Consider the following 13,849-nt stretch of genomic DNA (forward strand, 5'->3'; position numbering starts at 1 on the left):
CCCTGAGTATTGAGAGTCGAAGCTTATGAAAACGGAAACCACGGATGTCGTCATCATCGGCGCGGGCCCTGCGGGCTCGGTCGCGGCCGGCTTGCTGCGCAAGCACGGGATCCCGGTGCTGGTGATCGAGAAGGAGACGTTCCCACGCTTTTCGATCGGCGAAAGCCTGCTGCCGCAGAGCATGGCCTATATCGAAGAGGCCGGCATGCTGCGCGCGGTGGTGGAAGCGGGCTTCCAGTACAAGAACGGCGCCGCCTTCTCGCGCGGCGCGCAGCAGACCGCGTTCGACTTCCGCGAGAAGTTCTCGCCCGGCTGGGGCACCACCTACCAGGTGCAGCGCGCGCGCTTTGACGACGTGCTGATCCGCGAGGCCGCGCACCAGGGCGCCGAGGTGCGCTTCTCCCACCTGGTCGAGGACGTCGACGTCAGTGGCGCGCAGCCCGAGGTCACCGTGCGCGCGCCGGATGGCAGCCAGTACACGGTGCGCGCCAAGTTCCTGCTCGATGCCTCCGGCTTCGGCCGCATCCTGCCGCGCCTGCTGAAGCTGGAATCGCCGTCGGGCTTCCCGGTGCGCAGCGCGATCTTCACCCACGTGGAAGACCGGATCGCGCCGGGCGAGTTCGATCGCAACAAGATCCTGATCAGCGTGCATCCGGAGCACCAGGACGTCTGGTACTGGACCATCCCGTTCTCCGACGGCCGCTGCTCGCAGGGTGTGGTCGCCGAGAAGGCCTTCCTGGACCGCTACACCGGCACCGAGACCGAGCGCCTGCAAGCGCTGGTGAACGAGGAGCCGGGCCTGGCCAAGTTGCTCGCCAACGCGCAGTGGGACACTCCCGCGCGCCAGATCGCGGGCTACTCGGCCAATGTGAAATCGCTGTGGGGCAACGGCTATGCGCTGCTCGGCAACGCCGGCGAGTTTCTCGACCCGGTGTTCTCCTCCGGCGTCACCATCGCCTTCAAGTCGGCCAGCCTCGCCGCGCAATGCTTGGTGCGCCAGCTCGCTGGCGAGACCGTGGACTGGGAGAAGGAGTTCGCGCAGCCGCTCAAGGCCGGTGTGGACTGCTTCCGCGTCTTTGTCGAAGCCTGGTACGAAGGCCGCTTCCAGAAGCTGATCTTCCATCCCAATGCCACCCCGGAAATCCGCGGCATGATTTCCGCGATCCTGGCGGGCTACGCATGGGACCGCAGCAACCCCTTCGTGGCCGAGCCGCGCCGCCGGCTGGCGGTGCTGGAAGAGTTCTGCAAAGTCTGATGCGCCGCCTTACCTTGTCCGCGCTGGCGTTGGCCGCTGCCCTGGCAGCGGGCTGCGCCGCGCCGGGTGCCGCCCCCGGGCACGCTGCGCCGCAAGCCAGTGCCACGGTGCTGCTGCGCCTGCCGCCGGCATCGCTGCAGCGCGAACTGACGCTGCAGCAGCACATCACCGTCGAATTCCAGATGCAGGGCCGCACCGAGCGCCGCGAGCTGATGGCCCTGCTGGAAGCCGATGCCGCGCACACGCGGCTCGCTGCCGTGGCCGGCGGGCAGGTATTGGCGCGGCTGAGCTGGGACGGGACCAACCTGCAGGTCTCGCGCTCGCCATGGGCGCCCGCGGAACTGCAGCCGGAGCTCATCCTGAGCGACCTGCAGCTGTCGCTGTGGCCGGCTGACGCGATCCGGGCCGCGTTGCCAGCCGGATGGAGCTTCGACGCGACACCCGCCTTGCGCCAGCTGCGCCAGGGCACCGAAACCGTTGCCGAGATCCGCTTTCCGGATGCGGCCACCACGCTGTTCGTGCAATACCGCGACGGCTATCGGCTGACGATCCGCAATCTGCCAGCGCAAGGCGGTGCAGCATGACGGCGTTCCTGAACACCGTCGGCATCCGCTGTGCGCTCGGCCGCGGGCAGGATGCCGTGCGCGAGGCCATGTGGCAGGCGGATGCCCCCATGGCCGGTGAAGTCACCGACCGCTACAGCCCCGGCCGCCAGCTGCTGCTCGGCACGGTGAACGACCTTGCCGACGATGCTGCGCCGGCGCACACCGACCCGCGCCATCGCAGCCGCAACAACGCCATGTTGCTCGACGCGCTGGCGCAAGTGCGGCCGGCGGTGGACGACGCGATCGCCCGCGTCGGTCCCGCGCGCGTGGCGGTGGTGATGGGCACCAGCACCTCCGGTATCCGCGAAGGCGAGCTGGCGGTGCAGGCGCTGGTGCGCAGCGATGCCTTTCCGCAGCGCTATCACTACGGCCAGCAGGAACTGGGTTCGCCAGCGAGCTTCCTCGCGGGAATGCTGGGAACGAAGGGACCGGCGTACACCATTTCGACCGCATGCTCGTCGAGCGCCAAGGCGCTTGCCGCCGGCGCACGGCTGCTGCGCCACGGGCTGGCTGACGTGGTCATTGCCGGTGGTGTCGATACACTGTGCGCCTTTACCGTAGCCGGCTTTTCCGCGCTCGAATCGGTCAGCGCGGCGCGCTGCAATCCGCTATCGGCCAACCGCAATGGCATCAACCTTGGCGAAGGCGCGGCGCTGTTCCTGATGTCGCGCGAGCCGGGCCCGGTGCGCCTGGCCGGCTGGGGTGAATCGTCGGATGCGTACCACGTCTCCGCCCCCGATCCGCAAGGCAAGGGCGCGCGCCTGGCGATGCAGCAGGCGCTGGCGCGCGCGGGCATCGGCGCGGATGCCATCGACTACGTGAACCTGCACGGCACCGCCACGCCCGCCAACGACGTGATGGAAGCGCATGCCGTCGCCGACGTGCTCGGCCGCGAGGTGCCGGTCAGTTCCACCAAGCCATTGACCGGCCATACGCTCGGCGCCGCCGGCGCCATCGAAGCGGCCCTGATGTGGCTCACGCTGATCGGCAATCCGCACGGCCGGCTGCCGCCGCACTGGTGGGACGGCGCGGCCGATGCCGCGCTGCCGGCGCTGCATGTCGCCGGTCCGGGCGGCACGCTCGGGCGCGCGCCGCGCAATGTGATGAGCCATTCGTTCGCCTTTGGTGGCAGCAACTGCGTGCTGGTGCTGGGGGAGGGATAACGCATGCAAGATTTACCAACCCTGCCGCCCGTCGCCGAAGTGGTGCCCCACGGCGGCGCCATGCTGCTGCTCGATGCGCTGGTGCAGGCCGACGACAACGGCTGCACCGCACGTGCGACGGTGCAGCCCGGACAGCTCTTCGTCGATCCGGCCGGCATGCCCGGCTGGGTCGGCATCGAATACATGGCGCAGGCCATCGCCGCGTGGGCGGGCGTGCGCGACCGGCGCGCGGGACGCCCGCCGGGCATCGGCTTCCTGCTGGGTTCGCGCCGCTATGAATGCGATGTGCCAGCATTCCCGGTTGGCAGCGAACTCACCATCAGCGTGCAGGCGGCGCTGACCGGCGACAACGGCCTGGGCCAGTTCGCCTGCCGGCTGGCGCTGGATGGCCGCGAGGTCGCCCGCGCCAACGTCTCCGTCTTCCAGCCTGCGGATGCGCAGGCCTTTCTGCAAGGACAACACGTATGACCAATCCGACCGTGCTGGTCACGGGCTCGTCCCGCGGCATCGGCCGCGCCATCGCCCTGCGGCTGGCCCGCGACGGCTATGACGTGGTGGTGCACTGCCGCGCCAGCCGCGACGAGGCCGACTCCGTCGCCGACTCGGTGCGCGCCTGCGGCCGCAAGTCCCGTGTGCTGTGCTTCGACGTGGCCCGGCGCGATGAAGCCGCCGCCGTGCTGCTGGCCGATATTGCCGCGCATGGCTGCTACTACGGCGTGGTGTGCAACGCGGGCCTGGCCCGCGACGCGGCCTTCCCGGCGATGAGCGGCGCCGAGTGGGACGAGGTGATCCACACCAACCTCGACGCCTTCTACAACGTGCTGAATCCGGTGGTGATGCCGATGGTGCAGCGGCGCCAGCCGGGCCGCATCGTCACGCTGTCGTCGGTGTCGGGGCTGGTGGGCAACCGCGGCCAGGCCAACTACAGCGCGGCCAAGGCCGGCATCATCGGCGCCACCAAGGCGCTGGCGATCGAGCTGGCCAAACGCGCGATCACCGTCAACTGCGTTGCGCCGGGGCTGATCGATACCGACATGGTCGAGCAGCACGTGCGCGACGAAGCGCTGCGCATGATCCCGGCGCGCCGCCTGGGCACGCCCGATGAGGTTGCCGCGACCGTGGCCTTCCTGATGTCGCCCGACGCGGGCTATATCACGCGCCAGGTGATCTCGGTCAATGGGGGGATGTTCGGGTGAAGCGCGTCGTCGTTACGGGAGCCGGTGCGATCTGCGCGCTGGGCAATGACTGGGCCACGGTGCGCAGCTTCCTGTCGTCGGGACGCAACGCGGTCGTGCGCATGCCAGACTGGGAGGGCATCAAGGGCCTGAACACGCTGCTGGGTGCGCCCGTGCCGCCGCTGGCGCTGCCGGCGCACTACACGCGCAAGCTGACGCGCTCGATGGGCAAGGTGGCGTTGATGTCGGTGCTGGCAAGCGAAGCGGCGCTGAAGGACGCAGGCCTCGCGGGCGACCCGCTGCTGGCCAGCGGCAAGCTCGGCATCGCCTACGGCTCGTCCACCGGCACGCCCGAGGCGGTCGCCGACTTCGGCCGCATGCGCAGCGAGCGCACCACCGAGGACATCAGCGCGACCACCTATATCCGCATGATGCCGCACACCACGGCGGTCAATATCGGCGTGTTCTTCGGCATCACCGGCCGCATCGTGACCACGTCCAGCGCCTGCACCTCAGGCAGCCAGGGCATCGGCTACGCCTACGAGGCGATCCGCTCCGGCCGCCAGATGGCGATGCTCGCGGGCGGCGCGGAAGAACTCGACGCCACCGAGGCGGCGGTGTTCGACACGCTCTTTGCCACCAGCACCTGCAACGACACCCCGCAGGCCACGCCGCGCCCGTTCGACAGTGCGCGCGACGGCCTCGTGCTGGGCGAAGGCGCGGGCACGCTGGTACTTGAAGAACTCGAGCACGCGCAGGCGCGCGGCGCGCGCATCGTGGCGGAGATCGTCGGCTTCGGCACCAACAGCGACGGCGCGCACGTGACCCAGCCCAAGGCCGAGACCATGGGCGTGGCAATGCGCCTGGCGCTGGAAGATGCCGGGCTCGAACCGTCCCGCATCGGCTATGTCAATGCGCATGGCACCGCCACCGACCACGGCGACATCGCCGAATCGCATGCCACGCACGCCGTGTTCGGCCCCGGCATGCCGATCAGCTCGCTCAAGAGCTACATGGGCCATACACTGGGTGCCTGCGGCGCGCTGGAAGCGTGGATGACCATTGAGATGATGCGCGACGGCTGGTTCGCGCCCACGCTGAACCTGAGCGCGCCCGACCCGCGCTGCGCAGCCCTCGACTACATCATGGAAGCGCCGCGCCAGCTGCACACGGACTACGTGATGAGCAACAACTTCGCTTTTGGCGGGATCAACACCTCGCTGGTGTTCCGCCGTTGGGAAGACTGAAGTCCTTTCTAGATTGCCAACCAAGAACAAGGAAGATCTATGAAATCCGCTCTCTCTGTCGTTGCCATGACCCTGTGCGCCAGCGCCCTGCTGTCCGCACCCGCGCACGCGCGCGACACCAAGTACATGCTGCCGCTGCAGCAAGTGCTCGACATGCCCGAAGCCAAGGAGAAGCTCGACGATTCCTTCCGCTTCTACCTCTCCGGCCAGAAGACCCCCAAGGTGCTGCAGCGCATGGATTCGGGCGTCTCCAACCGCAAGACCAACGGCGTGGGCAAGAGCGATGAAGACGGCTGCCGCTGGGCCGCGCTGTCGGCGCTGATCGCGCTGCAGGACACGGCCAAGTCGCAGGGCGCCAATGCGGTGATCGACATCGTCAGCTACTACAAGAAGAACGAGGTCGCCAGCCCGACCGAGTATGAATGCCACGCCGGCGCCGTCGTGGTGGGCGTTGCGCTCAAGGGCACCTACGCCAGGATCGCGCAGTAATGACCACCTGGCTGCGCCTTGGGGGCGTGACGGAACTTGCCGCGCAGGCGCCCGATGCGCAGTCATGGATGTCGGAAGGAGAACTGGCACGCCTGGCTGCGATGCAGTCGGCGCGGCGGCGCAGCCAGTTCGTCGCCGGCCGCTGGCTGGCGCGTGCGCTGCTGGCCGAAGCGTTCGGCGGCGCGTGGCAGGACTGGATGCTGACGGGCGGCGCCGAGTCGCCGCCCGTGGTATCCGGCGGCGTGCCCGCGAAACTGTCGATTTCCCATAGCGGCGACCTGGTTGCCTGCGCAGTGAGTGGCGCTGCGCTCGGACTCGATCTAGAACCGTGCCGGTTGCGCAAGGGACTGGATGCGCTGTATGGCGCAATCACCACGGACGTCGAGCGGGCCACGCTCGCCGACCACACCGTCGCGCCGGCGGATACCGTGCACCGGTTTGCGCATGCGTGGACGCTGAAGGAAGCGGGACTCAAGCGCCACGGCGGTGGCTTGTTTGCCACCATGCTGGGCCATGGGCTCACGATCGAGGCGGCGTCGGGCGCGCGGGACGCCAATGCCTGTACGTGGCTGCACGAGAACCACGTGCTTGCACTCTGCTCTGACGACCTGCGTGCAATGACCGCGCCGGGAATGCCCGTTCCCCGCTACTGGCGGCTCGTGCTATCCGGCACCGCTCCGCTGCAATGATGAATGCCTGAACCGATGTCTGAACACTTTGCCTACGATGCCGCCCATATCGCCACGCCGGTGGTCTTTGACGGCACGCCCCTGACTATCGAAGCGGTGACCACTCTGGCGCACCGCCGCGCTGGCGCCCTACTGTCCGATGCGCCGGCCTTCCGCGCCCGCATCACGCGCGGCATGGCTTTCCTGGACCGGCTGCTGCAGGAGGACGGCCGCGTCTACGGCGTCACCACCGGCTACGGCGATTCGTGCGAGACCACGGTCCCGGTCGCACGCGCCTACGAGCTGCCGGTGCACCTGTACACCTTCCACGGCTGTGGGCTGGGCCGGCTGCTCGATGCCGACGAGACCCGCGCCGTGCTCGCCGCCCGGCTGGCGTCGCTGTGCCAGGGCTATTCGGCGGTGAGCCCCGCGCTGCTGGAGCAGCTCGCCGCATTTCTCGCCCATGACGTGCTTCCGTGCATTCCCGCCGAGGGATCGGTAGGCGCCAGTGGCGACCTGACGCCGCTGTCGTATGTCGCCGCGGCGCTGTGCGGCGAGCGCGAGGTGGTGTACCAGGGCCGGCGCCAGCCCGCCGCCGAAGCGCTGGCCGCGATCGGACGCGAGCCGCTGCGGCTGCGCCCCAAGGAAGCGCTGGCGATCATGAACGGCACCGCGGTGATGACCGGCCTGGCCTGCCTCGCGTGGCAGCGCGCCGCCAACCTGGCGAAGCTGGCCGCCACGCTGACTGCCGCCGCGGTGGCGGCGGTGGACGGCAACCCCTACCACTACGACGCGGCATTGTTCGACGCCAAGCCGCATCCCGGCCAAAAGCGCGCCGCGCAGCGCATCCGCCAACTGCTGGGCGACACGCGCGCGCCACGGCACGCCAACCGCTTGCAGGACCGCTACTCGCTGCGCTGCGCGCCGCACGTGATCGGCGTGCTGGAAGACGCGCTCGACTGGTCGCGGCGCTGGATCGAGACCGAGCTGAACAGCGCCAACGACAACCCGCTGGTCGAGCCCGACGAAGAGCGCCTGCTGCACGGCGGCCACTTCTACGGCGGGCATATCGCCTTCGCCATGGACGCGCTCAAGACCGCCGTCGCCAGCGTCGCCGACCTGACGGACCGCCAGCTCGCCACGCTGGTCGATCCGCGCTACAACAACGGGCTGCCGGCCAACCTGTCCGGTGCCACCGGTGCCGACGCGCCGCTGAACCACGGCCTGAAGGCGGTGCAGATCGGCGCCTCGGCATGGACCGCCGAGGCACTCAAGCACACCATGCCGGCCACCGCGTTCTCGCGCTCGACCGAATGCCACAACCAGGACAAGGTCAGCATGGGCACCATCGCCAGCCGCGATTGCCTGCGCGTGCTGGACCTCAGCGAACAAGTGGCGGCCGCGATGCTGGTCGCCGTGCGCCAGGGCATCGCGCTGCGGCTGCGCACGGGCTACACGCTGCCGCAACGGCTACGACCGCTGGCCGAGCGGCTGGAAGCGGAGATCCCGCTGATCGTGCAGGACCGCGCGCTCGAACCCGAACTGCGCCGGCTGCTGCAGGAAGTGCGGGAAGCCAAGTGGTAAGCATCAGGAGAATCGCGCAATGAACGCCGTCAGCATCTTCTTCCTGCAGGCGATGCTGGTGGTCGCACTGCCCTACCTGCTGTGGCGCGGCGCCGGCCTGCAGTCGGTGTTCCCGCTGGTCGGCGTGCAGGTGCTGGCCGGCATCCTGCTCGGCCCGTCGGTGTTCGGGCAGCTCGCGCCACAGGGCTGGACCGCGCTGTTCGGGCCCGATCACCTGCCGATGCTGTCCGGCCTGCAGTGGCTGGCGGTGACGCTGTTCTGCTTCCTGACCGGCCTGCATCTGCGCGAGGGCAGCGTGCCCGCGCACTGGCGCGCGACCGTGCAGATCTCGCTCGGCAGCATCGCCGTGCCGTTCGCGCTCGGCGCCGCGGCGGGGTGGTGGATGATCGGGGCCGGCTGGCCCGTGGGCGGCGAGCGCACCGATCCTTACTGGTTCGCCTGCGCCATGGGCATCTGTACTGCCGTCACGGCACTGCCGGTGCTGGGGGCGGTGCTGCGCGAGATGCGGCTGACGGGGACGCCGCTAGGCCAGTTGGCCTTACGCTGCGCGGCGGTCAACGATGCCTGGGTGTGGCTGTTCCTGACGGTGGTGCTGCTGCAGCACGGCGGCAATGACGGCGCCGCCGCCGTGGCTACTCGAGCCGGGGCCTACCTGGCGTTCATGTTTCTCGCGGTGCGGCCAACGCTGGCATGGCTGCTGCGCCGGCGCCCGCCGGAAACGGAGATGCTGCTGGCGATGGCACTGTTCCTGGTGCTGGCCTCGGCCTTCCTCGGCGAACTCGCCGGACTGCATCACGTGATGGGCGGCTTCGTCGCCGGGCTGGTCTGGCCCGCGCGCGAAGCGCAGCGCGTGCGCCAGCAGCTGGAGCCGACCACGGTGGTCATGCTGCTGCCCTTCTTCTTCCTCGCCGCCGGGCTGCGCACCGAGATCTCGTTGGATAACTGGATGACGTTGCTGATCGCCGCGGTGTCGCTGGCGATCGCCATCGCCGGCAAGATGGCCGGCGTAGCGCTCCCTGCGCGCCGCGCGGGCCTGGGCTGGGGCGACGCGCTTGCGCTGGGTGCGCTGCTGCAGACCAAGGGACTGGTCGAGGTAGTGGTGCTGACCGTGCTGCTGGACGCGCGCATCATCAGCACCACGGCGTTTTCCGGATTGCTGCTGATGGCGCTGGCCAGCACGCTGCTGGCGCGACCATTGACGGTGCTGGTGGCGCGCGGAAGGCTGCGCTAAGGGCGCTGCAGCTTACACCGGCGTGAAGCCAGGCAGTCGCGCGATCTCCGCCCCCAGGTAGTCGAGCAACACCCACACCCGCGCCGGCTGGTAGCGCCGCGACGGATACACCAGGAAGGCCTCCTGCGCGGGGCCGCTCCAGCGCGGCAGCACGCGCTGCAGCGCGCCGCGGTGGAGCAGGTCCTGCACCAGCCAGGCCGGCGTCAGGCCGAAGCCGGCGCCTGCCAGGAAGCTCTCGCGCATTGCCAGCGAGTGGTTGATGCGATAGCGGCATGGCGCACTGACCAGCGCCTGACCGCCAGGACCGTCGAGCACGATGTCATCGCCTGCGGCCAACCAGCTGAAGCGCAGGATCTGGTGGCGGGCCAGATCCGCTGGCTGGCGGATGCGCGGATGACGTGCCAGGTAGTTGGGCGAGGCCACCAGCATCCGCTGCGACACCGCGACCCGGCGGGCGATCACATTGGGCGGCAGCGTCGCGCCGAGCCGCACCGCGACGTCGACGCCCTCCTCCACCAGGTCGACGAAGCGGTCGTCGAACAGCAACTCCACTCCACGTTGGGGTAGCGCTGCTGGAATGCCAGCACCAGCGCATTGAGCCGCAGCACGCCGAGGCTGGCCGGCGCGCTGATGCGCACGCGGCCGGCGGCTCGCTCGGACAGGCCGCGTGCGTCGCTGACCGCTTCACCGTATTCGTCCAGCACGCGGCGCGCGCGTTCGTAGAAGCGACGGCCGGCTTCGGTCGGCGACAGGCTGGTGGTGCTGCGCTCCAGCAGCCTGACGCCCATCTCCTTCTCCAGTGCGGCCACGATCTTGCTGATGGTCGGCTGCGTCGAGTGCTGCTCGCGCGCCACCGCTGACAGGCTGCCCAGCTCGACGGCGCGCACGAAGGCCTGCCACGCCCGACACCAACCGCCGCTGGCCCGACGTGCTGGCGCAGCGCCTGGCCGGCGACGGCGTCGCCGTGCTCAACGCCGGCATCTCCGGCGGTCGGCTGCTGCGCGACGGCATGGGCGTATCCGCGCTGGCACGGCTCGATCGCGATGTGCTGAGCCAACCGCATGTGCGGGCGGTAATCGCCGCAATCGGCATCAACGATATCGCCTGGCCGGGCTCGACCTTTGCGCCGGGTGATGCCGTCCCGCAAGCTGCCGAGCTGATCGACGGCTACCGCCGCCTGATCGCCCGCGCCCATGCGCGCGGCGTGCGCGTGATCGGCGCCACCATCACACCGTTTGCCGGCGCGCTACGGGATACGCCGATCCGCGGGTATGACAGCCCCGGCAAGGACGCGGTGCGGCTGGCGGTCAACGACTGGGTCCGCCATGGCGGCGAGTTCGATGCGGTGGTGGCCTTCGATGCAGCGGTGCGCGATCCCGCGCGGCCCGAGGCCATGCTGCTTGTGTTCGACAGCGGCGATCACCTGCATCCGGGCGATGCCGGCTACCGCGCCATGGCCTCGCGGATGGATGCGGCGCTGCTAAGCAAGCTGGTGCGCAGCGCGGCCCTGGCGCATTGAATCACGGCGCCTGGCGCGCCTGCAGGATGCGGTCGGCCTAAGCGCGCCAGCCGTCGGCTTCCGACAGTCCGCCGAAGATCGCGTCCTTCGCCATATCCGCCATCCACTGGTGCTTGGCAGCAATGGCCGATGCCATCAGCGGCGCGATGCCAGCCTCGGCGACCGTGCGCGCCGCTTCAGCCATTTCCTCCGCGCGCCGCTTGCCGTGCTGCGCGACGCGGCAGAACAGGTAGCCGCCCAGCGCCTGCCAGTCGATGCCGGGGAAGGTCTCGGCCAGCGTCGGCAGCATATGGTCCTCGACGCCGTAGTGGCGGGCATTGGTGTACCTCTCCACCACCAGCGCTTCCAGCCCATTGATGATGATGCTGCGGCTCATCTTGATTGCCGACGCCGTGCCAACACGGTCCGACACCGCCTTTGCATCCATGCCGAGCGCGCACAGCAGCGGCGCCGATTGCGCGGCATCGGGGCCGCTCAGCGGCATCGCAGTCGCCATGTACGAGAACGAGGCCTGTACCGATCCGCAGCGGCAGGCCGCACGTGCGGCGCGCCAGCGCGAGCATATCGGGCACCAGTTGCGCGGCATCGAGGCACTCGAAGGCACCTACCCGTTCACGCTGGAAACCAGCGTGCGCGCGTATCGCATCAACCGCTACCAGCACCAGCTGGTGCTGCCGGAGTTCCGCGAGCGCTTCCTGGCCGATCCGCAGGCCACCTACGATGAAGCCGGCCTGACCGCGCAGGAACAGGACCTGATCACGCGGCGCGACTGGCGCGGCATGATCCACTACGGCGTGATCTTCTTCCTGCTGGAGAAGCTCGGCGCGGTCAGCGGCGTGTCGAACCTGCATATCTATGCCGCGATGCGCGGGCAGTCACTCGAAGACTTCCAGAAGACGCGCAATGCGCCCGGCGCGCTGTATTCGGTGGCCGGCAGCGCGGGCAGCGGCACGACGTGGAACAGCACGTCCGGCAAGCCTGGCTAAAGCCCGACCACACGAATCCCCTAACTAATCGCTCCCGCCGTGCGCCCGCGTACGGCGTGGGCCTCTGCGCGCCGAAAATCCCGATCCTGGAGAATCCCATGAAACGCATCATCACGCTGGCCGCACTGGTCGCGGCTTCCCTGACCTTCAGCAGCCCTGCGCTGCATGCCGAGACCTATCCCGCGCGCCCGGTGCGCATGGTGGTGCCGTATGCCGCGGGCGGCGGCGTCGATATCGTCGCGCGCGCCGTGGGGCAGAAGATGGCAACGGTGCTGGGCCAGCCGGTGATCGTCGACAACAAGCCCGGTGCCAGCACCAATATCGGCATGGAAGCCGTGGCGCACGCGCAGCCGGACGGCTACACCATCATGATGGCGTCCAACAGCCTGGCCACCAACGCCAGCCTGTTCCCCAAGCTCGGCTTCAACCCGGCGAAGGATTTCGCGCCGCTGGCGCGCGTAGGTTAGGCGCCGCTGGTGCTGGTGGTGCCGGCCAGGCGCGGCCCGGCTTCGCTGCGCGCGCTGATGAGCCAGGCCAAGAGCGCACCGGGCACGCTGTCGTATGGCTCGGCCGGCAATGGCAGCTCCGGCCATCTTGCCTCCGAACTGTTCAAGGACGCCGCCGCCATCAACGTGCTGCACGTGCCGTATAAGGGCGGCGCGCCGGCCATCACCGACCTGCTCGGCGAACGCCTGTCGTTCATGAACATCAATCCGCTGGAGGTGTTGTCGCACCTGCGCGCCGGCACGCTCAAGGCGCTGGCGGTGGCCAGCGAGCATCGCACGCCGCTGCTGCCTGACGTACCCACCATGCGCGAGCAGGGCCTGCCCGGCTTTACCGCTACAGTCTGGTGGGGCCTGGTAGCGCCGGCGGGCACGCCGCCGGCGGTGGTCGAGCGCCTGAACCAGGCGGCCAACAAGGCGCTTGCCGATCCGGCGGTGCGCCAGCAACTGTCGCAGGTCGGCGTGACGATCTCGGCAGGTACCCCGGCGGCGTTTGGCGACTTTATCCGCTCGGAGACGGCCACCTGGGCCGCGGTGATCCGCAAGGCGAACGTGCGCGCCGACTGAAGGCGCCGGCACGCTGACGTGATGGGCCCATGCCCGGCAGGAATGGCAGCTATGCCGGCCGGCCGTCTACCGGGCAGGCCGGGGTTTTCCGATCATTGGGTCATGGCAAGCCAAGCAGGGCACGCCACGCGGCAGAGGCAGATGCCAGCCGCCCACCCCAGATCGAACACCGGAGAACCACCATGTCGCTGCAAGACAAGCTCGATGCCTTCAAGGCGGACTTCAAGGCCGGCAAGCCGCCCTACAACGCGCCGCCGGAAATCCACCCGATCATGGAGCGCGCCACCGCCGAGCTGATCGCTTCCGGCCAGGCAGGCCGTGCGATCAAGGCCGGCGAGCGCGCGCCCGCCTTCGTGCTGCGCGACCAGGACAACAACGAAGTCTCTTCCGCCGCGCTGCTGCAGCAAGGACCGCTGGTAGTGACGTTCTATCGCGGCGTCTGGTGCCCGTACTGCAACCTGGAACTGCAGGCGCTGAACGAGGCGTTGCCACAGATCGAAGCGCTGGGCGCGCGCGTAGTCGCGATCTCGCCGCAGACCGCGGTCAACAGCCGCAAGTCTGTGCGCACGGGGCAGCTGGGCTTTCCGGTGCTGAGCGATGTGGGCAATGAAACCGCTGCCGCGTTCGGGTTGCGCTTCGCGCTGCCGGATTACCTGGTGGACCTGTACAAGGCGCTGAAGAACGACCTGCCCGCTTTCAACGGCGATCCGAGCTGGACCCTGCCGATGCCGGCGCGCTATGTAATCGGCACCGACGGCATCGTGCTGTATTCGGAAGTCAATCCCGACTACACGCAACGGCCCGATCCGTCGGAGATGCTGCCGGTGCTGCAGCGGGCAGCGGCGACTGCCTGAGCG

12 protein-coding genes and 4 pseudogenes are annotated in these 13,849 nt (G+C 69.2%); 14 read left to right on the forward strand and 2 right to left on the reverse strand.

The window, feature by feature from the left end; genetic code table 11:
* The first annotated feature begins 25 nt into the window (after positions 1 to 25).
* Genes K307_RS18720 through K307_RS18765 form a run of 10 tightly spaced genes read left to right on the forward strand, consistent with a single transcriptional unit; the run spans position 26 to position 9,417 of the window.
* Positions 26 to 1,255 carry an NAD(P)/FAD-dependent oxidoreductase gene (locus tag K307_RS18720; RefSeq protein WP_042880330.1) on the forward strand — a complete coding sequence of 410 codons (1,230 nt, stop codon included), beginning with the start codon at positions 26 to 28 and terminating at the stop codon, positions 1,253 to 1,255.
* Positions 1,255 to 1,839 (forward strand): DUF3261 domain-containing protein, encoded by a 585-nt coding sequence (locus K307_RS18725; protein ID WP_042880331.1) that lies wholly within the window; start codon positions 1,255 to 1,257, stop codon positions 1,837 to 1,839. The genes K307_RS18720 and K307_RS18725 overlap by 1 nt, the downstream gene beginning before the upstream one ends.
* Positions 1,836 to 3,023, forward strand: coding sequence for a beta-ketoacyl-ACP synthase (locus tag K307_RS18730; protein WP_042880332.1), 1,188 nt, complete (start codon positions 1,836 to 1,838; stop codon positions 3,021 to 3,023). Before K307_RS18725 ends, K307_RS18730 begins: the two co-directional genes overlap by 4 nt.
* Positions 3,024 to 3,026: 3 nt before the next feature.
* Positions 3,027 to 3,491, forward strand: coding sequence for a hotdog family protein (locus tag K307_RS18735; protein WP_042880334.1), 465 nt, complete (start codon positions 3,027 to 3,029; stop codon positions 3,489 to 3,491).
* Positions 3,488 to 4,219 (forward strand): 3-oxoacyl-ACP reductase FabG, encoded by a 732-nt coding sequence (fabG, locus tag K307_RS18740; RefSeq protein ID WP_042880336.1) that lies wholly within the window; start codon positions 3,488 to 3,490, stop codon positions 4,217 to 4,219. Before K307_RS18735 ends, fabG begins: the two co-directional genes overlap by 4 nt.
* On the forward strand, positions 4,216 to 5,445 hold the full coding sequence (locus K307_RS18745; protein WP_042880338.1) for a beta-ketoacyl-ACP synthase: 1,230 nt from the start codon (positions 4,216 to 4,218) through the stop codon (positions 5,443 to 5,445). The genes fabG and K307_RS18745 overlap by 4 nt, the downstream gene beginning before the upstream one ends.
* Positions 5,446 to 5,484: 39 nt before the next feature.
* Positions 5,485 to 5,934, forward strand: coding sequence for a hypothetical protein (locus K307_RS18750; RefSeq protein WP_042880340.1), 450 nt, complete (start codon positions 5,485 to 5,487; stop codon positions 5,932 to 5,934).
* Complete coding sequence (locus tag K307_RS18755) at positions 5,934 to 6,623, forward strand: 4'-phosphopantetheinyl transferase family protein (protein WP_051974964.1); 690 nt, start codon at positions 5,934 to 5,936, stop codon at positions 6,621 to 6,623. The genes K307_RS18750 and K307_RS18755 overlap by 1 nt, the downstream gene beginning before the upstream one ends.
* A 3-nt stretch (positions 6,624 to 6,626) precedes the next feature.
* Complete coding sequence (locus K307_RS18760) at positions 6,627 to 8,186, forward strand: HAL/PAL/TAL family ammonia-lyase (protein ID WP_230625749.1); 1,560 nt, start codon at positions 6,627 to 6,629, stop codon at positions 8,184 to 8,186.
* Positions 8,187 to 8,205: 19 nt separating this feature from the next.
* A complete protein-coding gene (locus K307_RS18765; RefSeq protein ID WP_042880342.1) occupies positions 8,206 to 9,417 on the forward strand; it encodes a cation:proton antiporter in 1,212 nt (403 codons plus the stop codon).
* Positions 9,418 to 9,429: 12 nt separating this feature from the next.
* Here K307_RS18765 and K307_RS18770 read toward each other — a convergent pair.
* Positions 9,430 to 10,304 (reverse strand): annotated as a pseudogene (locus tag K307_RS18770) (LysR substrate-binding domain-containing protein).
* Between the two features lie 8 nt (positions 10,305 to 10,312).
* On the opposite strand from K307_RS18770, the pseudogene K307_RS18775 reads away from it, so the two are divergent.
* Positions 10,313 to 10,936 (forward strand): annotated as a pseudogene (locus K307_RS18775) (SGNH/GDSL hydrolase family protein); the annotation flags it as partial.
* A 37-nt stretch (positions 10,937 to 10,973) separates the two neighbouring features.
* Here K307_RS18775 and K307_RS18780 read toward each other — a convergent pair.
* Complete coding sequence (locus K307_RS18780; RefSeq protein ID WP_080745143.1) at positions 10,974 to 11,522, reverse strand: DUF1932 domain-containing protein; 549 nt, start codon at positions 11,520 to 11,522, stop codon at positions 10,974 to 10,976.
* Between K307_RS18780 and K307_RS18785 the strand changes: the two are divergent.
* The 3 genes and pseudogenes from K307_RS18785 to K307_RS18795 all read left to right on the forward strand — a co-directional run.
* Positions 11,410 to 11,922: pseudogene (locus tag K307_RS18785) on the forward strand (gallate dioxygenase); the annotation flags it as partial. The gene K307_RS18780 and the pseudogene K307_RS18785 overlap by 113 nt on opposite strands.
* A gap of 98 nt (positions 11,923 to 12,020) precedes the next feature.
* Positions 12,021 to 12,992: pseudogene (locus K307_RS18790) on the forward strand (Bug family tripartite tricarboxylate transporter substrate binding protein).
* A 182-nt stretch (positions 12,993 to 13,174) separates the two neighbouring features.
* Entirely contained in the window at positions 13,175 to 13,846 is a 672-nt protein-coding gene (locus tag K307_RS18795; RefSeq protein ID WP_042880344.1) for a peroxiredoxin-like family protein, read from the forward strand.
* The last annotated feature ends 3 nt before the right edge of the window (positions 13,847 to 13,849 follow it).

This window comes from Cupriavidus necator A5-1 (assembly GCF_000744095.1).
In the GTDB taxonomy this organism is placed as follows: Bacteria; Pseudomonadota; Gammaproteobacteria; order Burkholderiales; family Burkholderiaceae; genus Cupriavidus; species Cupriavidus necator_A.

Bases quoted from the DNA above. Each gene is read 5' to 3' on its own strand.
- K307_RS18765 (WP_042880342.1), top strand. From the start codon at position 8,206: ATGAACGCCGTCAGCATCTTCTTCCTGCAGGCGATGCTGGTGGTCGCA.
- K307_RS18720 (WP_042880330.1), top strand. From the start codon at position 26: ATGAAAACGGAAACCACGGATGTCGTCATCATCGGCGCGGGCCCTGCG.
- K307_RS18755 (WP_051974964.1), top strand. From the start codon at position 5,934: ATGACCACCTGGCTGCGCCTTGGGGGCGTGACGGAACTTGCCGCGCAG.
- K307_RS18730 (WP_042880332.1), top strand. From the start codon at position 1,836: ATGACGGCGTTCCTGAACACCGTCGGCATCCGCTGTGCGCTCGGCCGC.
- fabG (WP_042880336.1), top strand. From the start codon at position 3,488: ATGACCAATCCGACCGTGCTGGTCACGGGCTCGTCCCGCGGCATCGGC.
- K307_RS18780 (WP_080745143.1), bottom strand. From the start codon at position 11,522: ATGCCGCGCAACTGGTGCCCGATATGCTCGCGCTGGCGCGCCGCACGT.
- K307_RS18760 (WP_230625749.1), top strand. From the start codon at position 6,627: ATGCCTGAACCGATGTCTGAACACTTTGCCTACGATGCCGCCCATATC.
- K307_RS18735 (WP_042880334.1), top strand. From the start codon at position 3,027: ATGCAAGATTTACCAACCCTGCCGCCCGTCGCCGAAGTGGTGCCCCAC.
- K307_RS18725 (WP_042880331.1), top strand. From the start codon at position 1,255: ATGCGCCGCCTTACCTTGTCCGCGCTGGCGTTGGCCGCTGCCCTGGCA.
- K307_RS18795 (WP_042880344.1), top strand. From the start codon at position 13,175: ATGTCGCTGCAAGACAAGCTCGATGCCTTCAAGGCGGACTTCAAGGCC.
- K307_RS18750 (WP_042880340.1), top strand. From the start codon at position 5,485: ATGAAATCCGCTCTCTCTGTCGTTGCCATGACCCTGTGCGCCAGCGCC.